This window comes from Aquabacterium sp. OR-4 (assembly GCF_025290835.2).
Lineage (GTDB): Bacteria > Pseudomonadota > Gammaproteobacteria > Burkholderiales > Burkholderiaceae_C > Pseudaquabacterium.
Genome location: NZ_JAOCQD020000001.1, coordinates 548,550 through 572,998, shown reverse-complemented (window position 1 = coordinate 572,998; position 24,449 = coordinate 548,550). Strand labels below are relative to the sequence as shown.

Sequence of the window (24,449 nt, the reverse complement as noted above, 5' to 3'; positions counted from 1 at the left end):
AACCGGCTTCGCGGCGACGCGGGGCCGGACTTTCCAAGCGCGGCGGTTTCGGCGCATCATCGCGCCCATGTCCGACGCCCTGTACGACATCGTTGCCATCGGCGAAGGCCTGGTCGAGTTCAACCAGCGCGACCCGGCCCGGCCCGAGTTCCATCGCGGCTACGGTGGCGACACCAGCAATGCGGTGATCGCAGCAGCCCGCCTGGGTGCGCGCTGCGCCTACATCAGCCAGGTCGGTGACGACGCCTTCGGCCATGAGCTGCTGGCGCTGTGGCAGCGCGAGAAGATCGATACCGAAGGCGTGCGCGTGGTCCATGGCGGCCAGACCGGGCTCTACTTCGTCACCCACCACGCCAGCGGCGCCGAGGGCGGCCACCAGTTCAGCTACCGCCGCGCCAACAGCCCGGCCACCCAGCTGACGCCCGGCCACCTGCCACGCGCCCTGCTGGCGCGCACGCAGTGGCTGCATGTGTCGGGCATCTCGCTGGCCATCAGCCCCAGCGCCTGCGACGCGGTGCTCGATGCCGTGGCCCTGGCCCGCGCCGAGGGCGCGCAGGTCAGCTTCGACCTCAACCACCGCGCGCGGCTGAGCTCGGGTGCGCGGGCGCTGGCGCTGGCCCGCGCGGTGCTGCAGCAGTGCGACCTGTTCCTGCCCAGCCTGGACGAGATCCATGCGCTCACCGGCATCGGCCAGCCCGATGCGGTGATCGACTGGGCCCACGCCCAGGGCGCCAGCCGCGTGGCGCTGAAGCTGGGCGCGCAGGGCTGCCGCGTCAGCGATGGCCTGGGCCGCGAGTCGCTGCCCGCCCACCCGGTGCAGGCGCTCGACGCCACCGGCGCCGGCGACTGCTTTGCCGGCGCCTGTCTGGTGCAGCTGGCGCGCGGCCTGCCGCTGGCCCAGGCGGCCCGCGCCGCCAACGTGGCCGCGGCGCTCAGCACGCGCGGCTGGGGCGCGGTGGCGCCCTTGCCGCGCGCCGCCGACATGGCCGCTGCCGGCATCGCCTGGCCGTACTGAGGCGCTGCGGCGTGCGCTGCGGCGGCATGGCCGGCATGCCATCATTGCCGCCATGCCCGACGTGACGCCCGAGACGGCACGCCCCGATTCCGCGCCCTGCCACGCCGGCCCTCCCGGCACCCGATGCGCCAACTGCGGCCAGCCGCTGCCGCAGCCCTGCCCGGCCTTTTGCGGCCACTGCGGCCAGGAGACGCGGCTGCGCCCGCCCACGGTGCTGGAGATGCTGCAGCAGTTCGGCGGCGCCTACCTGTCGACCGAAGGCGCGCTGTGGCGCACGCTGCGCCTGCTGCTGCTGCGCCCCGGCGAGCTCACCGTGCAATACCTGCGCGGCCGGCGCCGGCACTATGTGCTGCCGCTGCGCCTGTACCTCACGGTGAGCGTGCTGGTGCTGCTGCTGATGCGCACCGTGGCGCAGGTCGATGTCAAGGTGGGCGAGCCGCCGGCCGACACCCCGCGCGTGCCCAATGTGCAGCTGCGCCTGGGCGCGGGCGAGGCAGGCATGAAGGACGGCGCGTTCTACTGCCAGCGCCTGCCGGCCTGGATGTGCAGCAACCTGCAACAGCGGCTCGACCTGGCGCCACAGGCGCTGGCGCGCCAGGTGGGCACGCTGGGCGAACGCTTTCTCGGCAACATCGGCGCGGCCATGTTCGTGCTGCTGCCCAGCTTTGCGCTGTGGCTGCAGCTGGCCTACCGCAACCGCCGCCTGCACTACACCGAGCACCTGGTGTTCGCGCTGCACCTGCATGCCTTCTGGTTTGCCATGCTGGGCCTGATGCTCACCGGCTGGGGCTGGCTGATCGCGCTGGCCATGCTGGCCGTGCCGGTGTACGCCTGGCTGGCACTGGGCCGCGTGTACCGCGACCGGCGCTGGGTGCGGGCGCTGCGCGTGCTGGCCATCGGCCTGGCCCAGGGTCTGGCGCTGCTGCTCGCCACCACGGTGCTGGCGCTCTTCACCTTGCTGGTGTAGCCGCCGCACGGGCCCGGCCCAGGCGTCGCTAGACTGCCTGCACACACGGGGCGTCGACCCCGGTTTTCGGTTGTTTGCGCCAGGGAGGCGTCCATGTTCAATTCAGATTCCGGCCATCAGCCGGCCCGCTACGCCCTGCCCGCCGGGGCCCCGCCGGCGACACCCGCCGCCGTGCCGCGCACGCTGGCGCTGCAGTTCACCGGCTCGGGCAGCGAGTACTTCCGCATCTGGATCGTCAACCTGCTGCTGACGCTGGTGACCTTGACGCTGTACGCCCCCTTTGCCAAGGTGCGGCGCCTGCGCTGGCAGTACGCCAACACCCTGGTCGACGGCCAGCCGATGGGCTTTCATGCCAACCCCTGGAGCATGCTGCGCGGGCACCTGCTGATCCTGGTGTTTGGTGGCCTGTATGCCGTGGCGGGGCGCTTCTCGGTGGCTGCCGGCACGCTGGCGTCGGTGGCGCTGGTGGCGCTGTGGCCGGCCTTGTGGCAGGCCTCGCTGCGCTTCCGGCTGGCCAACAGCAGCTGGCGCGGCGTGCGCCTGCAGTTCACCGGCAGCCTGGGCCAGGCCTATGCGGCCCTGGCGCCGATGCTGCTGCCGGCAGCCATGACGCTGGTGCTGCTGGTGTATCCGCAAGAGCGGGGCGAGCCGCCGCCGCCCTGGTTTCTTGGGCTGGCGCCCTTGCTGGCCGTCTGCATGTGGCCGTGGATCAGCTTTCGCATGAAGCGTTACCAGCACGACCACTACCACTGGGCCGGGCAGACCACCCGGCTGCACGCCGGCGCCTGGGCGTTCTACAAGGTCAACATCCGCGCCGGCCTGGCCGCGGCGCTGCCGGTGCTGGTGGTGGGCCTGCTGGCCGCGCTGGCCATGGGCGCGCTGGCCGCGGGCGGACTGCCGGGCCCCGGCCTGGAAGGCAAGCCGGTGGTCTACGGCCTGGTGCTGGGCTCGCTGGCGCTGGCCTACATGATGGCCGCCATGGTTGGCCAGGGTGCGCTGATGGTGCGGCTGCAGAACCTGGTGTGGGGCAGCACACGCTCGGCGGCCCTGCGCTTTGGCAGCGACCTGATGCTGCGGCCGGTGCTGCTGCAGCTGTTGAAGAACCTGCTGCTGTCGGTGCTGACGCTGGGCCTGTACTGGCCCTTCGGCTGGGTGCGCCTGACCGCGCTGCGCCTGGCCGCCGTGCACATCGAGGCCGACGAAGACCCGGCCAACTGGCTGGCCGGCACGGCCCAGGGCGCGGGCAGTGCGGCGGGCGACGCCGCCGGCGACCTGCTCGACATCGATGTGGGCCTTTGAGCCGCAGCCCGCTGGCCAGCCGCGAGAATCGGCCCCCCGGCCGGCTTGGCCGCCCCTCTTGCGCAACCCTTCGCTGGCGCCATGACCGCACCCGACCCGCTGGCCCTGGCCGCCAACTACTTTGACGGCCACAGCGCCAGCCCGCAGGCCGCCCGGCTGCGGCGCAGCGGCGCCGAGCTGCTGATCGAGGCCGCCGACGACCCCACCAGCCCGCCGCGCGAGCTGCGCCGCGTGCCCTGGCGCCAGGTCGGCTGGCCCGAGCGCAGCCGCCACGGCCAGCGCCAGGCCTACCTGCCCGGCCATGGCCTGCTGGTGGGCCCGGACACCGCCGCCTGGGATGCCTGGGCCGCCGCCCAGGGCGCCGGCCCGGGCTGGGTGAACCGCTGGATCCTCAGCTGGCGCGGCGTGCTGGCCACGCTGGTGCTGGCCATCGCCGCGCTGCCGGTGGGCTGGATCTGGGGCCTGCCGGCACTGGCCAGCGGTGTGCTGACCCTGGTGCCAACCACGGTGGATGCCCAGCTGGGCGATGCCGGCCTGGCGCAGTTCGAGCGCGAGATGCTGCGCGCCAGCGCGCTGCCGGCGGCACGCCAGGCGGCCATCCGCACGCAGTTCCAGCAGGCGGTGCAGCGCACCGATGCGCTGCACCGCAGCCGCGGCCTGCCGCCGCTGCCGCCCTACACGCTGCACTTTCACGCCACGCCCGAGCGCGGCATCGGGCCCAATGCCTTTGCACTGCCGGGCGGTCACATCGTGCTCACCGACGCACTGGCCCAGTTGCTGGACGACCGGCCCGAGGTGCTGATGGGCGTGCTGGGCCACGAGCTGGGCCATGTGCAGCACCGCCACGGCATGCGCATGCTGGTGCAGGGTGCGGCGGTGGCGGGCATCAGCAGCATGCTGCTGGGCGATGTCTCGTCGCTGCTGGCCCTGGTGCCGGTGGTGTTCAGCCACGCCGCCTACTCGCGCGGCTTCGAGTTCGAGGCCGATGCCGAGGCCGCGCGCCTGCTGCGGGCCAACGGCCACTCGCCGCAGGTGATGACGCTGCTGTTCGATCGCCTGCGCGCCGATCAGGCACAGCGCAGCGGCGCCCGGCGTGGCACAACAGGTGGCGATGCGGGTGGCGACAAGCCGGTCGAGCTGCCCATCGGCCTGGCCACGCACCCGCCGGATGCCGAGCGCGTCCGCCGCATGGTGGCGGCCGACTAAAATCGCGCATTCCCCCCACCCGGCCACCGCGCCGCCACGCCGAGACCGGCGCGTTTGCCCCCAGCCACAGGCCCGCGGGGCGGGCGTGCCGGCCAGGCGTCTTCAGCCCTGCCCGCGCCATGACTCTTGCCACCATTTCCGCCCTGTCGCCGCTGGACGGCCGTTACGCCGGCCGCCTGGCCCCGCTGCGCCCGCTGATGAGCGAGTACGGCCTGATGCACCGCCGCGTGCAGGTCGAGGTGGAGTGGTTCATCGCGCTGTCGGACGCCGGCTTTGCCGAGTTCAAGCCGATCACCGAGGCCGGCCGCGGCTACCTGCGCGGCCTGGTGCTGCGTTTTGCCGAGGCCGATGCCAACGCCATCAAGGACATCGAGCGCACCACCAACCACGATGTCAAGGCGGTCGAGTACTGGCTCAAGGCCAAGTTCAAGGGCCACCCCGAGCTGGAGGCCGCGGGCGAGTTCGTGCACTTCGCCTGCACCAGCGAAGACATCAACAACACCAGCCATGCGCTGATGCTCAAGGGCGCGCGCGCCGAGGTGCTGCTGCCCGCGCTCGACAAGGCCGTGGGCCAGCTGCGCACCCTGGCGCATGCGCTGGCCGGGCTGCCGATGCTCAGCCGCACCCATGGCCAGACCGCCAGCCCCACCACCGTGGGCAAGGAGATCGCCAACGTGGTGGCGCGCCTGCTCAATGCCCGCGCGCGCATCGCCGACGTGAAGCTGCTGGCCAAGATGAACGGCGCCGTGGGCAACTACAACGCCCACCTGGCCGCCTACCCGGCGCACGACTGGGAAGCCTTCAGCCGCAAGGTGGTGGAAGAGCGCCTGGGCCTGGCCTTCAACCCGTACACCATCCAGATCGAGCCGCACGACTACATGGCCGAGCTGTTCGACGCCATCACGCGCTGCAACACCATCCTGATCGACTGGAGCCGCGACGTGTGGGGCTACATCTCGCTGGGCTATTTCAAGCAGCGGCTCAAGGACGGCGAGGTCGGCTCCAGCACCATGCCGCACAAGGTCAACCCGATCGACTTCGAGAACGCCGAGGGCAACTTCGGCCTGGCCAATGCGCTGCTCAGCCACCTGAGCCAGAAGCTGCCGGTCAGCCGCTGGCAGCGTGACCTGACCGACAGCACGGTGCTGCGCAACATGGGCGTGGCACTGGGCTACGCGGTGCTGGGCCTGGACAGCCTGAGCCGCGGCCTGGGCAAGCTCGAGGTCAACCGCGAAGCGCTGGCCGCCGACCTGGAGGGCGCCTGGGAGGTGATGGCCGAGGCCATCCAGACGGTGATGCGCCGCCACGGCCTGCCCGAGCCCTACGAGCAGCTCAAGGCCTTCACCCGCGGCCAGCCGATGACGCGCGAGCTGATGCTCGGCTTCATCGAGAAGCTGGCCCTGCCCGACGACGAAAAGACCCGCCTGCTGGCCATGACGCCGGCCAGCTACACCGGCCTGGCGGCAACGCTGGCCGGGCGCGTCTGATTCACGGATCTGCACCGAGGCCCCCGACGATGCGCTTCACCGACCGCCTGCTCGCCGCCGAAAAGCGTGCCGATTCCCTGCTGTGCGTGGGCCTGGACCCCGAGCCGGCCAAGTTTCCTGGCGCCTGGAAGGGCGATGCCGGGCGCATCTTCGATTTCTGCGCGCGCATCGTCGATGCCACCAAGGATCTGGTGCTGGCCTACAAGCCGCAGATCGCCTACTTTGCGGCGCACCGCGCTGAAAGCCAGCTCGAGGAGCTGATGGCCTACATCCGGCGCAATGCGCCCGAGGTGCCGGTGATCCTCGACGCCAAGCGCGGCGACATCGGCAGCACCGCCGAGCAGTACGCGCGTGAAGCCTTCGTGCGCTACCAGGCCGACGCGGTGACCCTGTCGCCCTACATGGGCTTCGACTCGATCGAGCCCTACCTCCAGTACGACGGCCGCGGCCTGATCCTGCTGTGCCGCACCAGCAATGCCGGCGGCAGCGACCTGCAGGCCCAGCCGCTGGCCAGCGGCGAGCTTCTGTACGAACACGTGGCCCGCCTGGCCGCTGGCGACTGGAACCGCAACGGCCAGCTGGGCCTGGTGGTGGGCGCCACCTTTCCGGCCGAGATCGCCCGCGTGCGCGCGCTGGCCCCCACGCTGCCGCTGCTGATCCCGGGCGTCGGCGCGCAAGGCGGCGACGCCGCGGCCACGGTGCAGGCCGGCTGGCGCGGCACCACCGGCACTGTCGGCACGATCGGCACCACCACTGGCGCCATCATCGTCAACTCGTCGCGCGCGGTGCTGTACGCCAGCGCCGGCGACGACTTCGCCAGCGCCGCCCGCACGGTGGCCGACAACACCCGCCGCACGCTGAACGCGGCGCGCTGAGCGCGGGCATGGCGTGCGCCAGGCCACGCGCCTGGCCTGCCCATCCCCCCAGCCAGCCAGCCTTTGGCCAGGGTCCAAAAGGCCTTGAGGGCATTCCACAGCATGGTGCCGTGGCGTGATCGGTGACACTGGGGCGGCGTCAGGCCCTCCTCACACCGCGGCATGTCCCTGCTGACCGACACGAACCAGTCTGCCGCACGCCAGGCACTGCAGTACACGATCGTGCGCACGGTGTTCGGCATCTATGCCGTCACCTGTTGCCTGGCGGTGGTGGCGGTGCTGGTCATGGCCGACCGGGTCGAGGCCACCGCCTTCCGGGTGATGCTGGGCAGCTACCTGGCGATGGCCGCGCTGGGCCTGGCCGGCCTGCGCATCCGCCCGGCCTGGGCCGGCGGCGCGCTCACGCTGATGGTCGTCAGCACACTGCTGCTGGTGGGCGCCAACAGCGCCATCAACCACTGGGGCTTTGCTGCGCCGGGCCTGCTGTTCTTCGGCCTGCTGGTGGCCATTGCCAATGTGGCGGGCACGCGGCGTGCCAGCGTGCTGTCGGTGGTGCTGGCCATGGCCGTGGTGCTGGCGCTGGCGCTGGGCCAATGGGCCGGCTGGCTGGCACCGCAGACCGGCCGCATGCCGCCGATGCCCCTGATGCTGCTGGCGCACCTGCTGGCCATCGGCACCGGCGCGGCCGTGGGGCGGGCGGTGGTGGGGCTGATGGCCCGGTTCATCGACACCGTCGAGCGCCGCGAGGACCGCTTTCGCACCCTGCTGGGCATTGCCACCGTGGCCTACTGGGAGATGGACGAGCAGCTGCGCCTGCGCCGCATCGAGGTGCGCAACGCGCAGCGCCAGTTCCGCCCGGTGCCCAATGCCCTGGGCCAGACGCCGTGGACGCTGCCCGCGCTGCTGCTCGACGCCGAAACCGACCAGGCACTGCGCCGTGCGCTGGCCGACCACCTGCCGATGCACGACCTGCCGGTGACCTGGCGCCTGCCCGACGGCCGCCTGCGCCACCTGCTGGCCCACGGCGAGCCGCGCCTGGATGCCGAGGGGCGCTTTCTCGGCTTCTGGGGCGTGGCGCGCGATGTCACGGCCCAGCACCGCGCGCAGCAGGCGCTGCAGGCCACCGAATCGCGCTACCAGGAGCTGTTCATGCGCACGCCCAGTGCGCTGGTGCTGCACCGCGACGGCCTGGTGCTCGACGCCAACCCGGCCGCGGCGCGGCTGCTGGGCTATGCCGGGGTGGACGAGCTGCTGGGCCACGACATCCTGCGCGAGCACATGGACGACGGCGAGCGCCGCGACGCGCTCGACCGCCTGGCCCGGCTGGCCGGCACGGCGAACCGGCTGCCCGAGACCGCGCGCCGCCTGCACACCCGCAGCGGCCAGCCGGTGCTGACCACGGCCGAGGCGGTGCAGGTGCAGATGCAGCGCGACGGCCAGCCCGCGGTGCTGGCCATGTTCACCGACGAGACCGCCCGCCACGCCGCGGCGCAGGCGCTGCAGCGCAGCGAGGCGCTGCTGTCGCTGGTGGTGTCGATGAGTCCCGACGTCATCACCCTCACCGATCTGCAGACCGGCCGCTACGTGATGGTCAACGACAGCTTCTGCCGCCTGCTGGGCCGCAGCGCAGCCCAGGTGGTGGGGCGCACCTCGGTCGAGCTGGACGTGTGGCGCGACCCGGCCGACCGCGACCGCCTGGTGCAGGGCGTCACCCGCGACGGCGCGGTGCGCGACCACATCCTCGACTTCAAGGCCGCCAACGGCCGGGTGGTGAGCCTGGTGCTGGCGGCCACGCGGCTGGCGCGCGACGGCCGCGATTACCTGCTGGTCAATGCGCGCGATGTCACCGATGTGCAGCGCCTGCAGCAAGAGCGCGAGGCCATGCTGGCCAACGCCTCGATCGGCATCGCCTTCACCCGCGCGCAGCGCTTCGAGCTGGCCAACCCGTTTTTCGAGCGCATGCTGGGCTGGGCGCCCGGCACGCTGGCCGGGCAGCCCGGCGCGGTGGTGTGGCCCAGCCCGCAGGACTACCAGGCCCTGGGCGCCGAGGTCGGCCCGGCGCTGGCCCGCGGCGAGGCGGTGCAGGGCGAGCGCGAGGCCTTGCGCCGCGACGGCAGCCGCTTCACGATGCGCTTTGCGGCCAAGGCCATCGACCTGCTGCGCCCGGTGGACGGCGGCACCATCTGGATCGCCGAGGACGTGACCGGCGCCCGCCAGGCCGCGCAGGAACTGGCCCGCGCACGCGACGCCGCCGAGGCCGCCAACCAGGCCAAGAGCGCCTTTCTGGCCAGCACCAGCCACGAGATCCGCACCCCGCTCAACGGCCTGCTGGGCATGGCCCGGCTGGCACGCCAGCCGGACGTGGACGCGGCGCGGCTGCGCCTGTACCTCGACCAGATCGCCGAGAGCGCCGAAACCCTGTCGCAGCTGATCTCCGACATCCTCGACCTGTCGCGCATCGAGGCCGGCAAGCTCGAGGTGGAAAACGCGCCCTTTGCGCTGGACGCGCTGCTGCACTCGCTGCAGCAGGCCTACGGCGCGCTGGCCGACGCGCACGGCCTGGGCTTCGAGACCCGGTTCGACCCCGCGCTGCCGGCCTGGGTGCACGGCGACGCGATGCGCCTGCGCCAGGTGCTGGTGAACCTGCTGCACAACGCGCTCAAGTTCACCCGCCAGGGCCAGGTGGCGCTGCACGTGCACGGCGTTGCCGGCCCGCCCGGCACGCCCGGGCCATGGCTGCGCTTCGAGGTGCGCGACACCGGGCCGGGCATCGAGCCGGCCGCCCTGGCCCAGCTGTTCCAGCCCTTCACCCAGGCCGACCAGTCGATCACCCGGCGCTTCGGCGGCAGCGGCCTGGGGCTGTCGATCAGCCGCCAGCTGGTGCAGCTGATGGGCGGGCAGATCGGCGTCGACAGCCAGCCCGGCCAGGGCAGCTGCTTTTATCTGCTGCTGCCGCTGCCGGCCGCGCCGGCCGCCACCCAGGCCGGGCCGGCCAGCCAGGCGGCCGAGGCCGCGTTGCGCGGCGTGCGCGTGATGCTGGTCGAGGACAACGCCGTGAACATGGTGATCGGCGTGTCGCTGCTCGAGCACTGGGGCTTCGTGGTCACCCAGGCCGAAGACGGCCTGCAGGCCCTGGCCGCGCTCGACTCGGCGCAGGCCGCCGGCCAGCCGATCCAGGTGGTGCTGATGGACGTGCAGATGCCCGGCCTCAGCGGTTACGACACCACCCGGCGCCTGCGCCAGCGCTGGAGCGCGCAGCAGCTGCCGGTGATCGCGCTCACCGCGGCGGCGCTGACCTCGGAGCGCGACCGCGCCGCCGCCTGCGGCATGACCGACTTCATCACCAAGCCGGTCGACCCGGCGCGCCTGCGCGCGGCCCTGGTCCGCGCGATGACGCCAGCCGCCAGCGCGCCGCAGGCCGAAGGATCGGCACCGGTGTGACCGATCACCGCGCCGGCCCCCACGCGAATGGGGGGTGGCGCCCCCCTGTGCAGTGGTCAAATCGCTAAATTCTGTAACCAGATACAACGCTGCGGTTACAGGCTTTGACCAACCGCACACTTTTCCAAAGAGAACATCATGTCGTTGGCCCTGGCGGTCGCGGTGGCTGCCGCGCCCGCAACCCTTCCTGCCTGCTCCTGGGATCGCCCAGGCCATCGGCCCTTCACCGGTGACCTGGTGGCCGCGGTGGACCGCTACGCCGACATTCCGGCGCCGGTGCGCGCCCGCCTGAAGGCGCGCATGGCGCAGCGCCAGTACGACGAGATCGTCGAGATCCGGCGTGACCGCATCGACGGCCGGCGCGGCAGCTACCAGGCCGAGATCCGCGACATGCATTTCGGCAGCGGCCAGGTCTGCGGCACCGTCACCCGCGCCGGCTGGCCGGCCCAGGCGCTCGAGCGCGGCCTGGTGTACTGCGAAGACGGCCACTGCCTGCTGGTGCCCACCGTGTGCCGCAACCTCAGCCGCATCCAGCGCAACGGCCCGGCGGTGGCCGCCGCCAGCGGCGAGGCCGCACCCGGCGGCGGGGCCGGGGCGCCGGCCGCAGCGCCGGCGCTGGCCAGGGCCGCGCCGGCCACCGATGTGGCCGGCGCGGCCGGCGGGCCCGGTGCCGGCGGCGACCTGGGCAGTGACATGGCGGCCGCGCCGGACTCGTTTGCGCTGGGCGCCGAGCCGGGTGCGGCCGAGGCCGCGGCCAGCCAGATCGGCCGGCCGCAGGCCGACGAAGGCCCGGGCGGTGGCAGCGGCCACGGCGCGGCTGGCTGGGCGTCTGGCGGCGGCACGGGCGGCGGCTGGGCGGCCGGGCCGGTGGGCGGCCTGGTGGGCAGCCCGGTCAGTGGCTCGGGCGGCGGCTCGGGCAGCGGCGCCTCAGGCGGTGGCGGCAGCGACGACGGCCTGCCCGGCTCGGGCATCGCCTTCGTGCCGCCCGGCGGCCTGGGTGACCGGCCGGCCTTCGACGGCGTGGTCGGCCTGCCGGCCGCGCCGGTGCCCGAGCCGGCCACGCTGGGCCTGTGGGCGCTGGGCCTGGCCGGCCTGCTGCTGCTGAAGCAGCGGCAGCGCAGGCGCCCCAGCGCCGCCGCTGCCTAGTACGCCGCCGCTCAGCCGCTCAGCCGCGCTTCAGTCGAGCGTGACCTCGGTGCGCACCGTGCCGGCGCGGTCGGCCACGGCGGTGAGGGCGATGCGCGTGCCGCGCGGGGCGCTGACAACCCACTCGGCCACCGCGCGGTCGCCGGTGATCTGGCGCGTGGGCAGAAAGGCCTGCAGCGAGTTCTTGGCCGCATGGCCTTCCAGCGGGCCGGCCTCGACCCGGCGCTTGCCGGTCTGCAGCGTCACGCCCTCGGGCAGGTGCAGCTCGATGACCAGGCCGCGCACCACCTTGCGCTCCTGCGCGCGCTGGGTCACGTAGCTGGGCAGGTAACCCGAGTTGGCCACCGCGAAGCGGATGCGCCAGCTGTCGCCGCCGAGCGAGCGCACCTCGGTGCGCAGCACCTCCAGCTTGGGCAGCGACAGCGCGATCTGGTTCAGCCAGGCCGGAAAGCGCGCCACCTCCTTCTCGCGCAGCGCGGGCGGCGGGTTGCGCCAGTAGTTCAGGCGGTCCCAGCCCCCCAGCTCCACCATGCCCAGCTGCGGGTGGCGGTAGGGATACCAGTTCACATGCGCCTGGCCGCCGCACACCGTGTCGCTCCAGTGCAGCAGCTTCAGGTCGTCTTCCACCGGGTGGTCGCGGTACCAGTGGATGAAGTCGTAGTCGGTGATGCCGGCCTCGCGGTTGGGCGCCCACAGCTCCACCGTCCAGAACAGCGCGCCCAGGTGCTCGTACAGCCAGTCCTGCGTGCCGGTGACCACCTCCTTGGGGTGGTACTTGAAGTCGTGGAAGATGCTCACCGAGGGGTAGCCGGTGAGCTTCTCGCCGATGGCCGACAGCCGCTTGATCATCCACAGATCTTCGGGCGTCATGTCGTCGTCCTTCTCGGTGCCCATGGGCCGCAGGATGACGCCGGAATGCGTGTGGAAGCTCACCGCCGCACCGATGTTGGGGTGCTTGACGATGAAGTCGACCATGGCCCGCACCTCGGGCTCGCTGGTCGGGTAGGGGCCGGCACCGGTCTGCTGGAACTCCTGGCGCCACAGCGACGGGAAGTTGCGGTTCAGGTCCAGGCCTTCGCGGTCGGGGTTGACCTTGACCTGCAGGCCGTCAAAGTGGGTCAGCGAGCCCTCGGGCATGATGCGCCAGTACTGGCCGCCGAAGTCGCCCGGCTCGCGCGGCACCATCAACCGCGGCTCGTCGGGGTGGGCCTTCCAGGGGCCGTGCGGATCGGCGATGCGCATGTGCAGGATGCGGCCGTCGCCGTCCATGTCCTGCACCGTGAGGCCGTCCACCGGCTGCTCGTCCCAGGGGTAGGGCCGGGTCGAGCTGCGGATGTAGCGCGGCTTGTCGGCCAGCGCCAGCTCGGCGCCGTCGGGGTTCAGGCGCGGGCACAGGTACACGGCACGGGTGTCGAGCAGGCGCGTCACCGCGGCGTCGCTGCCATGGGCCACCAGCAGCTGGTGCAGCCAGTACAGGCAGGCGGTGCTGGCGGTCAGCTCGGCGGCGTGGATGTTGCCGTCAACCCAGATCGCCGGCTTGTCGTCGGCCGGGCCGGTGGCCATGTTGGTGATCGTCAGCAGCCAGATGTCGCGGCCCTCGTGGCTCTTGCCCAGCGAGGCCAGCTGCACCAGCTGCGGCCGCGCGGCGGCGTAGTCCTGCAGCAGCCGCGTCAGCTCGGCGTGGCGGTAGAAGCTGTCGAAGCGGGGTGTGGGCAGTGCGGGGGCGACGGAGACAGCGGTCATGGACTGCATCAGTGCTGAAAAAACGGTGAACGAGTGTCGCAGAGGGTGGCCGGCGCCCAGGACGGTGCCCGGGCCGACCCCACCCCCGCGGTGCGGGGGTGGGGTCATGGTGCTGCGCTAGACTGATTCGCCACTTCGCCGCCTGCCCACTGCCTGTGCCCCGGTCTGCTGTTCCCCACCTGGGGCCTCCGAATGCGGCGGCGTTGCCGCCGCCCGGGCTGAGCTGGGCGCTGTGGGCGGCCTTCGTGGTCTATGGCAGCCTGGTGCCCTGGGAATGGCGCGCCCTGCCGCTCGACGAGGCCTGGCTGCGCTTCAGCCAGATCCCGATGCTGCAGCTGGGCGTGCAGCAGCGCGCCGACTGGATCGCCAACGGCGTGCTCTACCTGCCGCTGGGTCTGCTGGGCACGCTGGCCCTGGCCGGCGGCCGCCGGCCGGGCCTGGGGCCGGCCACGCTGGCCTGGCTGCTGGCGCTGGGCCTGGCCACGCTGGTGGAGTTTGCGCAGCTGTTTTTTCCGCCGCGCACCGTGTCGCGCAACGATCTGTTGGCCGAGGCCATCGGCGCCGGCCTGGGCGCGCTGCTGGCGGTGGTGGCCGCCACGGGCCGGCTGCAGCGCCTGTGGCAGCCCGTTCGGCAGGCCGTGCAGCGCGGTGCCACGCCCGCGCTGTGGCCCTGGCTGGGCACGGCCTACCTGGCCCTGCTGTGGCTGCTGGCGCTGTTTCCGTTCGATCTGCTGCTCAGCGCCGCCGAATGGCAGACGCGCTGGCACAGCGATCTGATCGGCGCCTGGCTGGCGCCGGGCGGGGCCGCGCGCGCCTGGCCGCTGCGGCTGGGCCAGCTGCTGGTGGAGGCCCTGGCCCTGGCGCCGGTGGGCCTGTGGCTGGCCACGCGCCGCGGCGCGGCACAGCGCCGGCCACGCCTGCTGCCGCCGCTGCTGCTGGGCGCGGCCGTGGGCCTGGCCATCGAGCTGAGCCAGCTGGCCATCGCCTCGGGCGTGAGCCAGGGCGCCTCGGTGCTCACGCGGGCGGCTGGCGTGGCCCTGGGCGCCGCGCTGGCCCCGCGCCTGCAGGGGCTGACGCTGGCGCAAGGCCAGCCGCTGCTGCGGCGCGCCACGCCGCTGCTGCTGCTGGCCCACCTGCCGCTGCTGGCCCTGGCCTACGGCTGGGCCGGCCTGGCCCAGGCCGACTGGGACGGCGCCGGCGCGCGCTGGCAGGCGCTGCGCCTGCTGCCGCTCTACTACCACTACTACAGCACCGAGACGCATGCGCTGTTCAGCCTGCTGGTGGCGCTGCTGGGCTACGGCCCGGTGGGTGTGCTGGGCTGGGCCTGGCGGCTGCCGGCCCTGCTGGCCCCGGCGCTGGCCGCGCTGCTGGCGCTGGCGGTGGAGCTGGGCCGCCTGCTGCTGCCCGACACCCACCCCGAGCCCAGCAATCTGCTGATCGCCGCGGCCGCCGCCGCGCTGGCGCGCTGGCTGCTTACCCGCCTGGCCGGGCTGGCGGCGGCCCCAACCCCAACCCCAGCCGCAACCGCAATCGCAGCCCCCGCCAACGCGCCAGCCTCGCCGCCCCGGCCTGTGTCGGCTGCGCAAGCCGCTGCCGCTGCCGCTGCCGCGCCCCTGCCCCTGCCAGCGCGGGTGGCCGGGCCACCCGCCTCGCGCTGGCGCTGGCTGATGCCGCTGGCGGTGGCCGCCGGCTGCGCCTTTTGGCTGCTGGGTTTCCCGTTTCAGGCGCTGGCGCTGGGCGGGCTGCTGCTGGCTGCCGCGCTGCTGGTGAGCTGGCGCCCGGTGGCGTTGTTCGTGCTGGTGCCGGCCGCACTGCCGGTGCTCGACCTGGCGCCGTGGAGCGGGCGCCGCTTCGCCGACGAGTTCGACGCGCTGCTGGCGCTGGGCCTGGCCGTGGCCTGGGCGCGCCTGCCGCCGATGCCGCGCGCGCAGCGGCCCGCGGCCTCGGCCAGCAGCTGGGCGCTGGCCGCCGTGCTGCTGGTGATGGCCATCGGCGTGGCGCGCACGCTGTGGCCGTGGCCCGGCCTGCCGGTGGATGCCTTCGCCCAGCCCATGAGCCCGTTCAATGCCCTGCGCGTGGCCAAGGGCGCGCTGTGGGCAGGCCTGTTGTACCTGCTGGGCCGCCGGCTGCAGGCGCGCGGCGCGCCGGTGGGTGCGGCCTTTGGCTGGGGCATGAGCCTGGGCCTGGCCGCCACCGTGGCCTGGGTGCTGGCCGAGCGCCTGGCCTTCAGCTACCTGCTGGATTTCGGCAGCCACTACCGCATCTCGGGGCCGTTCTCCGACATGGGCCTGGGCGGCGCCTATGTAGAGTGCTACATCGCCTGCGCCCTGCCCTTCATGCTGCAGCGCCTGCTGCCGCCGGCGCCGTGGTGGCGCCTGCTGCCGGGCCTGGCGCTGCTGGCCGGCGCGGTGTACGCGCTGATGGTCACCTACTCGCGCGGCGGCCAGGCGGCGGGGCTGCTGGCGGTGTTGATGCTGGTGGTCGGCCAGCTGCTGGCCGGCCATGGCCGCTGGCTGCGCGCGGCCAGCGGGCTGGCCGCGCTGCTGCTGGTGGCGGTGGTGGCCTGGCCGATCCTGGGCGGCAGCTTTGCGCAGCAGCGCCTGGCGGCGCTGGACGCCGACGTGGGCATCCGCGAGCGCCACTGGGCCGCCGGCCTGAGCCTGGTGGACAACAGCCCCGCCGCGCAGCTGCTGGGCATGGGCGCCGGTCGCTTTGCCGAGCTGTGGCTGTGGCGGGCCGCCGCCACCGGCGCCAAGCCCACCGCCAGCCACCGCCTGGTGGTGCTGGGCGATGGCGGCCGCGCACTGCGCCTGAGCTCGGGCTACGCCTACTTTGTCGACCAGGTGGTCGACATGCCGGCGCAGACCGAGCTGGCCCTCACGCTGCGCTGGCGCGCCCAGACCGATGCGCCGGCCGCCGCGGCCAGCGCCGCCGCCAAGGCCCGCCCGCCCGGTGGGCCCGAGGTGGCGCTGTGCCAGAAGTGGATCATCGCCTCGTTCGACTGCAGCCGCAGCCGGGCCACCCACACCCCGCTCGAGGGCGGCTGGCAGCAGCTGTCGATGCGCCTGCGTGCGCCGGCCGACGGCCCCGGCCGCCTGCCGCGCCCGCTGCGCCTGAGCCTGCACAACGGCGGGCCGCTGCCGCTGGAGATCACCGATGTCTCGCTGCTCGATGCGCAGGGCCGGCAGTGGCTGGCCAATGGCAGCTTCGAGACCGGCATGGACCACTGGACCTTCACCTCCGACGACCACCTGGCCTGGCATGCCAAGTCGCTGCTGGTGGGCACCTATGTCGAGCTGGGCGCGCTGGGCACGGCGGCGCTGCTGGCCCTGCTGCTGGCCGGCACGGTGGCCGCGCTGCGCCGCCTGCGCGAGGGCTGGACCGAGGGCGCCGCGCTGCTGGCCGCGCTGGGCGCCTTTGCCACCATCGGCCTGATCGACACGCTGGTCGACGTGCCGCGCTTTCTGCTGCTGTTCATGCTGCTGTGCCTGGTGCCGGCGCTGGGGCCGCGGCCGGGCCCGCCACGCGGCTCAGCGCCGGCTGGCCTGGCCGTCGACAAACACGCGTAGCTCGCCCGGCGCAAACGCCGCCCAGTCCTCGCCGCGGGTCAGTGGCTGGGTGGCGACGATGGCCACGCGGTCGCCGGGCCGGGTGTGCGGCGCGAAGTCCACCGTCAGATCCTCGTCGGCCAGGTGGGCGGCGCCGAAGGGATGCTTGCGCTCCAGCCAGTGCAGCTGGGTGCTGCAGTGCGCCCACAGCGCCTGGCCGTTGCCCAGCAGGCAGTTGAAGGTGCCGTGGCGCGCGGGCTGCGGCAGCAGCTCGGCCAGCGTGTGCGTGAGCTCATCCACCGTGGGCACGCTGGCATGGGCCTTGGCCAGCTCCTGCATCAGCCAGCAGAACGCGTGCTCGCTGTCGGTGTCGCCCACCGGGCGGAAGCTGCCGTGCAGGCGTGGCCTGAAATCCTTCAGGTCGCCGTTGTGCGCAAACACCCAGTAGCGGCCCCACAGCTCGCGCACGAAGGGGTGGGTGTTCTGCAGCATCACCTGGCCCTGCGTGGCCTTGCGGATGTGGGCCAGCACATGGCTGCTGCGGATCGGGTAGCGCTTGACCAGCTCGGCCACCGGCGAGTGCAGCGCGCTCTCGGGATCGACGAACAGGCGCACGCCGCGGTCCTCGAAGAACGCGATGCCGAAGCCGTCCTTGTGCTCGCTGGCGCGCGTGGCCAGGCCGGCAAACGAGAACATCACGTCGGTGGGCGTGTTGGCGTTCATGCCCATCAGCTGACACATCGCAACAGGCTCCTCGCGGATCAGGCCGCGGCCGGGTTCACAGGCTGGGGATGAACAGCTTGGCGATGCCGCGCAGGCTGACCAGGTTGCCGGGGTTGCCGGTTTCCTCGAGCACGCCGGCCATGCGGCGCAGGATGCGCGCACTCTTGTTGGCGCGCCAGATCAGCAGGTCGGCCAGCCAGGGGTGGTGGTTGACGCGGTTGGCGCGTTCATAGAGGTCGAAGCGCGGCTTCAGCGCGGCCAGGCCCTGCTCGTAGGCCTGGCGCACCGCGGCGTCGGTGGCGGCGTCCGGCGTGGTGTCGGGGACGGCCCGCGGGCTGCCGGGGGCCGCGGCCATGCCGAGGTCGCCCAGCAGCGCCTCGGCGGCCAGCAGGCCGGTCTCCATGGCCTTGCCGATGCCTTCGCCGGTGAAGGCATAGGTGCTGCCGGCGGCCTCGCCGGTGACCAGCAGACCCGGCCGGCTCCAGCGCGCGCCTTCGAGCGAGCAGCGCAGCGGCGCGCCCTTCAGTTCGCCCACCACGCTGCCGCCGGCCATCAGCTGCGCGGCATGCGGATGCACCTCGGTGAAGGCGCTGAACAGTTCGCGCAGGTTCACGTCCTGCATCGAGCCCTTGCCGTCCACCGCCTGGTCGTGGCTGTGGGCCAGGCCCACGCCGATGTTGAACACGCCGTCGCGGCACGGAAAGATCCAGCCATAGCCCTTGCGCAGGCGCTTGTGCCACACCACCTCGAGCGCCTGGATGCGCCCGACCATGGCCTGGTTTTTGACATAGCCGCGTAGCGCGATGCCGCTGGGCGTGTGGCGCTCGCACACGCCGGCCGCCTGCAGCGGCTTGGGTGCCGCGCCGGTGGCCAGCACCACCCAGCGTGCGCGCAGCGCCTGCCCCTCGGCCGCACCCGGGGCCTTGAGGCGGGCGCCGACCACGCGCTCGCCGGCGGCGTCGAGCAAGGGCGCCTCGAAGCGCCAGGGCGCAAAGAAGTGCGCGCCGGCACGCACGGCCGCACGCTGCAGGATGTGGTCGAGCTCGCGCCGCGGCAGCACCGCCAGGCGGCCCGGCACATCCACGCGCCCGCCACGCGGCCCGATGCAGCCCACATGCGCCACCGCCTGGGCCTGGGCCATCACCTCGTCGTGCACGCCCAGGCGCTGCAGGGCGTGGTGGGCATCGGGGATCAGGCCGTCGCCGCAGACCTTGTCGCGCGGAAAGCTCTGTTGATCCACCTGCACCACCGCCAGGCCCTGGCGCGCCAGCCACTGGGCACAGGCACTGCCGGCCGGCCCGGCGCCCACCACCAGCACATCGCAGTGCGGGGGCAGCGTCGACAGGGCGTGATTCATGGGTGGAAGGCGGTGCACAAAAGCGGTGGGAAGGACGATTGTAGGCAGGCCGATCCGGCTTGACTGGCATCAACCTGCGGGCCCCGGCCCGGTGCCACAGTGGGTTCAAGGAGAGACGCCATGAACAAGCATCTGAGCAGCCAGGATCGCGCCGCCCTGCAGGTGGCGCTGGCCATGCGCCGCGAGCAGCTGGAAACCCAGCGCCACCAGCATCTGGCCGGCCAGACCCGCGCCGAGCATGCCCGCGAGGTGCTGCTGCAGGATGGCGACGACGCGCCGCAGCGCGACGCCGACCGCGAGCTTGACCTGGCCATCGCCGACCGCGAGGTGCTGGGCCTGGCCGCCATCGACGCCGCCCTGCAGCGGCTGAGCAGCGGCCACTACGGCCTGTGCGCCGACTGCGAGGCCGCGATCCCGCTGGCCCGCCTGCAGCTCGAGCCGCAGGCCCTGCGCTGCGTGGCCTGCGAAAGCCGGCGCGAGCGCGGCCAGCCGCGCCCCGCCTCGCTGTGAGGCCGGGCCGGCTCGGCCCGCGCTCCCAGCCCCGTTTTGACAACCCGGCGCCTCGCCCTGGCAGGCACCGACACCGGAGAACCGCCATGTCCCTGTTCCACGCCGTCGTCTGGCTCGACCACCACACCGCCCAGGTGCTGCAGTTCGATGCCGATCATGTTGAAACCCACAAGGTCAGGTCCAGCAGCCGCCACACCCGCACCCACGGCAGCGGCGTGCGCACCGAGCACGAGTTTTTTGCCGATGTGTGCACCGCGCTGACCGGCATCCAGGAGGTGCTGGTGACCGGCTCGAACACCGCGCTGGCCGACTTTCGGCACTATGTGGACAAGCACCGCCCGGCGCTGGCCAAGCACATCGTCGGCTGCGAGCCGGTGGATCACCCCAGCGAGAACCAGCTGGTGGCCTATGCGCGCCAGTTCTTCCTGAAGTACGACCGCATGAACGGCACGCCCACGCCGATGTGAGCCGGCGCGGCCACGGCGGCCACGGCGGCGTCAGGCCCGCGGCAGGCGCAGTAAAAAGCGGCTGCCCTCGCCCTGCGTGGACACCACGCTCAGCTCGCCACTCATGGCCAGCACCTGGGCGCGCGCAATGCTCAGGCCCAGGCCATGGCCGGCCACGCCCAGGCGGTCGGCGCCCAGGCGGTTGAAGGGCTCGAACAAGTGCTCGGCCTGCTCGGCCGTCATGCCCAGTCCGCCATCGGCCACCGCCAGCCAGACCGAGTGATCGTCCTGGCCGGCGCTGATCCGCACCCAGCCGCCGCGGCGGTTGTACTTGACCGCGTTGGACACCAGGTTCACCAGCACCTCCCAGGTGCGGCGTGAATCGGCCAGGGCCACCGGCGCGCCCGGCAGCGCGGGGTCGCCCTCGACCGCCATCGTCAGCGCCAGCTCGCGGGCCATCGGCTCGTGCATGGCCACGGCATCGTGGGCCAGCTGCAGCAGCGGCACCGGCTTGGCGTCGAGCACCAGCATGCCGGCCTCGGCGCGATTGATCTGCAGCACCTCGTCCACCAGGGCCAGCAGGTGCTGGCCGGCCTGCTGGATGAGCTGCAGGCGGCGCTGGCCGTTGGCGTCCAGCGGCTGCGGGCCGGTGAGCATCAGGTGCGAGAAGCCGATCACCGCATTCAACGGCGTGCGCAGCTCATGGCTCACGCGCGAGAGCAGGTCGGTCTTGGCGCGGCTGGCGGCCTCGGCCACATCGCGCCGCTGCTCGGCCAGCTTGGCCGCGTCGCGGGCGTGCTGGGCCTCGACCCGCGCCGTGCGGTCGTTGAGCACATACAAGAACAGCTGGCCGCCCGGTGCGCCGTCGGCCGCCGGCACGCGCGACACGCGCACATCGGCCCAGCGCGGGCGGCCATCCGGGGTGGTCAGGGCCACATCGTCCAGCGCCACGCTGCCGCCATCGCGCAGCTGCAGCTGCAGGCGGGCCAGGCGCAGCTCGTCGGTCGGATCGGCCAGCAGGCGCCGCATCGGCAGGCGCAGCGCGCGCAGCGCCGCCGCCAGGCCCAGCTCGTCGACGGCGCAGGCATTGGTGTCGACGATCAGGCCCTGGCCATCGACCAGCAGCGCGGCCACCGGCAAGGCGCGAAACAGGTGCGCAAACCAGTCGAGCGAGCGCTCCACCCGCAGCTGCGATTCGGCCAGCTGCTGGGCGCGGGTCTCGAGCTCGCTCTGGTACAGGCGGAACACATCGCCCAGCGTGACCGGCGAATGCTCGTTGTTGTCGATCAGCGCCTGCGCGGTTTCCAGGTCGCCGGCATGCACGGCATCGAGGGCGCGGGTCAGCAGCAGGTTTTCCTGCGTGATGCCCAGGCCGCTGCCGCGCCGGGCGCCGGGGCCGGCAAAGGCGGCCGATGCGCCGGCGGGCAGCTCGGGCCGCGGCAGGGCGCCTGGCACGGTGCTAGTCATGGTGCGGCGGCGGCGGGCCGTCCGGGCCCACCCAGGGGGTGATGTTGAGGTGCGAGATCACGGCACCGGCGTGGCGGCCGTCGCGGTCAGGGCGCAAGGGCAGGGCGCGCAGCATGAACCAGCGCTTCTCGTCGGGCGAATGGCAGGGATAGATCAGGCGCAGATCGGTGCGGCTGCCGGCCAGCACGGCCTGCAGGCCGCGCAGCAGCCACGGCCCGTCCTCGGTGTTCGAGCGGGCGATCACGCCGAGGTAGTTGCTGCCCACGCCGGTGTCGAGCAGATCGCCGTCGAGCCCGCGGTTGCACTGCGCAAAGTTCGACCAGGCCAGGTTGACCTGCACGATGGTGCCGTTGCGGTCGAGCACGGCCACATGCTCGTCGAGCGAATCGATCAGGCGCTGCAGGCGGTCGAGGTCGCGCATGCGCGACACGTCCACCAGGGTCAGCACCGCGCGGCGCGGCGAGCCCGGCAGGCCCGAGATGCTGTAGCCGAGCGCGCGCACCAGGTGCCGGCTGAGCCCGGGCCCGCCGACCTCGCGCTCGACCGGTGGCGAGCCGTCCACCACCTGGCGCAGGTCGTCGGCCAGCTGCGGGTAGTCGAGCTGGCAGTTGAAATCGGTGATCGCGCGGCCGGTGTCGTCGCGGCGCAGGCGGAACAGGTTGGCCGCCTCGGGCGTGAAGCGCACCAGCGACAGCTGCTGGTCGACAAACAGCGTGGCAATGCCGGTGGCCTGCGACATGCCGTCCAGATCGGCATGCAGCGCGCTGATCTGGTCGAGCTTGGCGTTGTACTCGGCGTTGACGGTGTAGAGCTCCTCGTTGACCGACTGCAGCTCCTCGTTGGTGCTCTGCAGCTCCTCGTTGGCCGACATCAGCTCTTCGTTGGTGGCCTGCAGCTCCTCGTTGGCGGCCTCCAGCTCCTCGATGCTGGTCTGCAGCGTGAGCCGGGTGTCGGCCAGTTCGCGCTCGAGCACCACCAGGCGGTCGAGCTCGCCTTCGTCGAGGGCGCGATCCTGCAGCGCCATCCCCGGCACGGCCGCGGCTTCCACCAGGCTCACCAGCACGCTGCCGTTGCCCTCGCCTTCGAGGCCCAGCGCACGGGCGGTGACGCGCACCAGCACCTCGTGGCCATCCACCTGCAGGGGCAGCACCGGTGCCACGTGCATCTGCCGGTCGTGCAGCGCGCGCTGCATGGCGTGGCCCACCACCGCGCCCAGGCGGGGCGGCAACATGCGGATGGCGTCGAGGTTGGGCTGGCCGCGCGGCACGCGCAGGTAACGCTCGGTGGGCCCCCAGGCATGCAGCAGCTGGCGCTGCGCGGTGATCAGCAGCGACACCGGCACGTACTCGTCGAGCAGCAGCGCCAGCGCCGCATCGACCGCGCCGCTGATCTGCGGCGCGCCGAGGCCACGCTCGCCGGTGCGGCGCCGCAGCGCCGGGCTGTTGTTGGCCATGCCGTCGCGCAGCGCACTGAGCGCCAGCACCGGACGCACCAGCCGGAACAGCTTGCGCGCCGCATCCACCACCTGGAAATCGGGCTGCAGCGCACCCAGCGACTCGCTGCTGCCCAGGAACAGCAGGCCGTCGGGGTTGAGCGCGTACTGCAGGCGGCGCATCACGCGCTCCTGCGCCTCGGCCTGAAAATAGATCAGCGTGTTGCGGCACACCACCAGATCCATCTTGGTAAAGGGCGCGTCCTCGAGCATGTTGTGGCGGGCAAACAGCACCAGCTGGCGCAGCTCGGCGCGCACGGTCAGGCGGTCGTCCTGCCGCGTGAAGTGCTGGGCCACGCGCTGCGGCGACAGCTGCTCGCCCACGCCGGCCGGATACACCCCGGCGCTGGCCACGTTGAGAAAGCGCTGATCCACATCGGTGGCAAACACCTTGAAGCCGGGCCAGCGCTGGGTTTCCTGGCAGGCCTCGAGCAGCGCAATCACCACCGAATAGGCCTCTTCGCCGGTGGCGCAGCCGGCGCACCACACGCGCAGCGGCTGCTGGCTGCCCTGGCGCTGCAGCCGCGCACGCAGCGCCTCGCCCAGCGCGGCAAAGGCCTCTGGATCGCGGAAGAAGCCGGTCACCGGAATCAGCAGCTCGCGGCGCAGCAGCTCGCACTCTTCGGCCGAGGCCGCCACGCGGTCGGCATAGTCGCTCACCGAGGCACAGCCCAGCAAGCCCATGCGGCGCTCGATGCGCCGCATCATCGTGGGCAGCTTGTACTGGCTGAAATCGACCCCGGTATGGCTGAGCAGCAGCTCGAACAGGCGCTGCAGCGCCGGCTTCACCGAGCTCAGGTCGACCAGCTCGCCCGAGGGCACCCGGCCCGACTGGCCGCGCGTGAGCGCCAGCACCTTGAGCGCCAGGCCGTCGGGCGGCAGCACCGCATCCACCTGCGTGGCCGCCTGGGTGGCGCGCGGCATGCTGTCGAACTTGGCGGTCTCCGACGACTGCACCATCACGTAGCCACCGGCATCGCGCAGCGCCGCCGCACCCACCGAGCCATCCGAGCCCGAGCCCGACAGCACCACGCCCACCGAACGGTCGGCCAGCGTGGCCGCCAGCGAGCGGAAGAAGGCATCGATGGGCAGCGACACGCCGTGCTCGGGGCGCGGCGCAAACACCAGCTGCTGGTGCGCAATGGTCATCAGCACGCCGGGCGGCATCAGGTACACGCGGTCGGCCTGCAGCGATTCACCGGCCAACGCCTCCTGCACCGGCAGCGTGGTGCAGCGCGCCAGCAGCTCGCTCATCATCGAGCGGTGATCGGGCGCCAGGTGCTGAATGACCACGAAGGCCGCCTGCGTGGGCAGTCTCAGTGCGCCGAAGAACTGCTGCAGCGCCTCAAGCCCGCCGGCCGAGGCCCCCACCGCCACGATCCAGGGCAGGGCCAGGGCACTGACGGCATCGGCCTCCCTGTCGCCCGCGGCTGCGACTGCGCCAGTCAAATCACGTGCTTGTGCTGTGTCGGCATTCGATGCCGAATCGTCGTACTGCTGCATTGGCCGTCCCCCAACCCGACCGGTGATCGTACGGCCGGCACCTCGGCGTCAGATGCGCCGGCCCGGCATGGGCGGCTGTCGATCAGCAGGTCGCGGCAAGTTTAGGCAGGCCCGCGGCAACAACTGCAGCGCCTGAAGTGGGGAGTGTTCGGCTTACTTTGTAGGGTGGTCTTGATCAAAACGCGGCTGATCGGGCCGGTGGCGGCGGGCTTTGGCCCGCGCAG

The 24,449-nt window shown here is 72.7% G+C and carries 16 protein-coding genes; 11 read left to right on the top strand and 5 right to left on the bottom strand.

The window, feature by feature from the left end; genetic code table 11:
• Positions 1–67: 67 nt before the first annotated feature.
• The 8 genes from N4G63_RS02280 (at position 68) to N4G63_RS02245 (ending at position 11,436) form a co-directional block, all read left to right on the top strand.
• Positions 68–1,015 carry a sugar kinase gene (locus tag N4G63_RS02280; protein WP_314599301.1) on the top strand — a complete coding sequence of 316 codons (948 nt, stop codon included), beginning with the start codon at positions 68–70 and terminating at the stop codon, positions 1,013–1,015.
• A gap of 52 nt (positions 1,016–1,067) precedes the next feature.
• Positions 1,068–1,982, top strand: coding sequence for a DUF3667 domain-containing protein (locus N4G63_RS02275; protein ID WP_260788963.1), 915 nt, complete (start codon positions 1,068–1,070; stop codon positions 1,980–1,982).
• Positions 1,983–2,075: 93 nt separating this feature from the next.
• Positions 2,076–3,281: a YjgN family protein gene (locus tag N4G63_RS02270; protein ID WP_260788964.1), complete on the top strand. Its 1,206-nt coding sequence runs from the start codon at positions 2,076–2,078 to the stop codon at positions 3,279–3,281.
• Positions 3,282–3,362: 81 nt separating this feature from the next.
• Positions 3,363–4,487, top strand: a complete 1,125-nt coding sequence (locus N4G63_RS02265) for a M48 family metallopeptidase (RefSeq protein WP_260788965.1) — start codon at positions 3,363–3,365, stop codon at positions 4,485–4,487.
• Between the two features lie 119 nt (positions 4,488–4,606).
• Entirely contained in the window at positions 4,607–5,974 is a 1,368-nt protein-coding gene (gene purB / locus N4G63_RS02260) for an adenylosuccinate lyase (protein WP_260788966.1), read from the top strand.
• Positions 5,975–6,003: 29 nt separating this feature from the next.
• Complete coding sequence (pyrF, locus tag N4G63_RS02255) at positions 6,004–6,849, top strand: orotidine-5'-phosphate decarboxylase (RefSeq protein WP_260788967.1); 846 nt, start codon at positions 6,004–6,006, stop codon at positions 6,847–6,849.
• 162 nt (positions 6,850–7,011) lie between these two features.
• Positions 7,012–10,290, top strand: coding sequence for a PAS domain S-box protein (locus N4G63_RS02250; protein ID WP_314599300.1), 3,279 nt, complete (start codon positions 7,012–7,014; stop codon positions 10,288–10,290).
• Positions 10,291–10,428: 138 nt separating this feature from the next.
• Positions 10,429–11,436 (top strand): MHFG family PEP-CTERM protein, encoded by a 1,008-nt coding sequence (locus tag N4G63_RS02245; protein WP_314599299.1) that lies wholly within the window; start codon positions 10,429–10,431, stop codon positions 11,434–11,436.
• A gap of 30 nt (positions 11,437–11,466) precedes the next feature.
• Here the strand turns inward: N4G63_RS02245 and N4G63_RS02240 are convergent, their stop codons facing one another.
• Positions 11,467–13,179: a M14 family metallopeptidase gene (locus N4G63_RS02240; protein WP_314599298.1), complete on the bottom strand. Its 1,713-nt coding sequence runs from the start codon at positions 13,177–13,179 to the stop codon at positions 11,467–11,469.
• 203 nt (positions 13,180–13,382) lie between these two features.
• Here N4G63_RS02240 and N4G63_RS02235 point away from each other — a divergent pair, with 203 nt between their 5' ends.
• Positions 13,383–16,748 carry a VanZ family protein gene (locus tag N4G63_RS02235; RefSeq protein ID WP_314599297.1) on the top strand — a complete coding sequence of 1,122 codons (3,366 nt, stop codon included), beginning with the start codon at positions 13,383–13,385 and terminating at the stop codon, positions 16,746–16,748.
• On the opposite strand, the gene N4G63_RS02230 is transcribed toward N4G63_RS02235, so the two are convergent.
• Both N4G63_RS02230 and N4G63_RS02225 read right to left on the bottom strand, forming a co-directional pair.
• Entirely contained in the window at positions 16,710–17,468 is a 759-nt protein-coding gene (locus tag N4G63_RS02230) for a class II glutamine amidotransferase (protein ID WP_260788972.1), read from the bottom strand. The two genes, N4G63_RS02235 and N4G63_RS02230, sit on opposite strands and share 39 nt — an antisense overlap.
• Before the next feature lie 37 nt (positions 17,469–17,505).
• A complete protein-coding gene (locus tag N4G63_RS02225; RefSeq protein ID WP_260788973.1) occupies positions 17,506–18,807 on the bottom strand; it encodes an NAD(P)/FAD-dependent oxidoreductase in 1,302 nt (433 codons plus the stop codon).
• Between the two features lie 120 nt (positions 18,808–18,927).
• Between N4G63_RS02225 and N4G63_RS02220 the strand changes: the two genes are divergently transcribed.
• A complete protein-coding gene (locus N4G63_RS02220) occupies positions 18,928–19,317 on the top strand; it encodes a TraR/DksA family transcriptional regulator (RefSeq protein WP_260788974.1) in 390 nt (129 codons plus the stop codon).
• 86 nt (positions 19,318–19,403) lie between these two features.
• On the top strand, positions 19,404–19,784 hold the full coding sequence (locus tag N4G63_RS02215) for a hypothetical protein (RefSeq protein WP_260788975.1): 381 nt from the start codon (positions 19,404–19,406) through the stop codon (positions 19,782–19,784).
• Positions 19,785–19,814: 30 nt separating this feature from the next.
• On the opposite strand, the gene N4G63_RS02210 is transcribed toward N4G63_RS02215, so the two are convergent.
• Both N4G63_RS02210 and N4G63_RS02205 read right to left on the bottom strand, forming a co-directional pair.
• A complete protein-coding gene (locus N4G63_RS02210; protein WP_314599296.1) occupies positions 19,815–21,230 on the bottom strand; it encodes a PAS domain-containing sensor histidine kinase in 1,416 nt (471 codons plus the stop codon).
• Positions 21,223–24,171: a CheR family methyltransferase gene (locus N4G63_RS02205; protein WP_260788978.1), complete on the bottom strand. Its 2,949-nt coding sequence runs from the start codon at positions 24,169–24,171 to the stop codon at positions 21,223–21,225. Before N4G63_RS02205 ends, N4G63_RS02210 begins: the two co-directional genes overlap by 8 nt.
• Between the last annotated feature and the right edge of the window lie 278 nt (positions 24,172–24,449).

What these genes read in the sequence shown, in the direction of transcription:
- pyrF (WP_260788967.1), top strand. Translation starts at nt 6,004, where the DNA reads ATGCGCTTCACCGACCGCCTGCTCGCCGCCGAAAAGCGTGCCGATTCC.
- purB (WP_260788966.1), top strand. Translation starts at nt 4,607, where the DNA reads ATGACTCTTGCCACCATTTCCGCCCTGTCGCCGCTGGACGGCCGTTAC.
- N4G63_RS02280 (WP_314599301.1), top strand. Translation starts at nt 68, where the DNA reads ATGTCCGACGCCCTGTACGACATCGTTGCCATCGGCGAAGGCCTGGTC.
- N4G63_RS02270 (WP_260788964.1), top strand. Translation starts at nt 2,076, where the DNA reads ATGTTCAATTCAGATTCCGGCCATCAGCCGGCCCGCTACGCCCTGCCC.
- N4G63_RS02225 (WP_260788973.1), bottom strand. Translation starts at nt 18,807, where the DNA reads ATGAATCACGCCCTGTCGACGCTGCCCCCGCACTGCGATGTGCTGGTG.
- N4G63_RS02220 (WP_260788974.1), top strand. Translation starts at nt 18,928, where the DNA reads ATGAACAAGCATCTGAGCAGCCAGGATCGCGCCGCCCTGCAGGTGGCG.
- N4G63_RS02240 (WP_314599298.1), bottom strand. Translation starts at nt 13,179, where the DNA reads ATGACCGCTGTCTCCGTCGCCCCCGCACTGCCCACACCCCGCTTCGAC.
- N4G63_RS02250 (WP_314599300.1), top strand. Translation starts at nt 7,012, where the DNA reads ATGTCCCTGCTGACCGACACGAACCAGTCTGCCGCACGCCAGGCACTG.
- N4G63_RS02230 (WP_260788972.1), bottom strand. Translation starts at nt 17,468, where the DNA reads ATGTGTCAGCTGATGGGCATGAACGCCAACACGCCCACCGACGTGATG.
- N4G63_RS02210 (WP_314599296.1), bottom strand. Translation starts at nt 21,230, where the DNA reads ATGACTAGCACCGTGCCAGGCGCCCTGCCGCGGCCCGAGCTGCCCGCC.
- N4G63_RS02245 (WP_314599299.1), top strand. Translation starts at nt 10,429, where the DNA reads ATGTCGTTGGCCCTGGCGGTCGCGGTGGCTGCCGCGCCCGCAACCCTT.
- N4G63_RS02215 (WP_260788975.1), top strand. Translation starts at nt 19,404, where the DNA reads ATGTCCCTGTTCCACGCCGTCGTCTGGCTCGACCACCACACCGCCCAG.
- N4G63_RS02265 (WP_260788965.1), top strand. Translation starts at nt 3,363, where the DNA reads ATGACCGCACCCGACCCGCTGGCCCTGGCCGCCAACTACTTTGACGGC.
- N4G63_RS02275 (WP_260788963.1), top strand. Translation starts at nt 1,068, where the DNA reads ATGCCCGACGTGACGCCCGAGACGGCACGCCCCGATTCCGCGCCCTGC.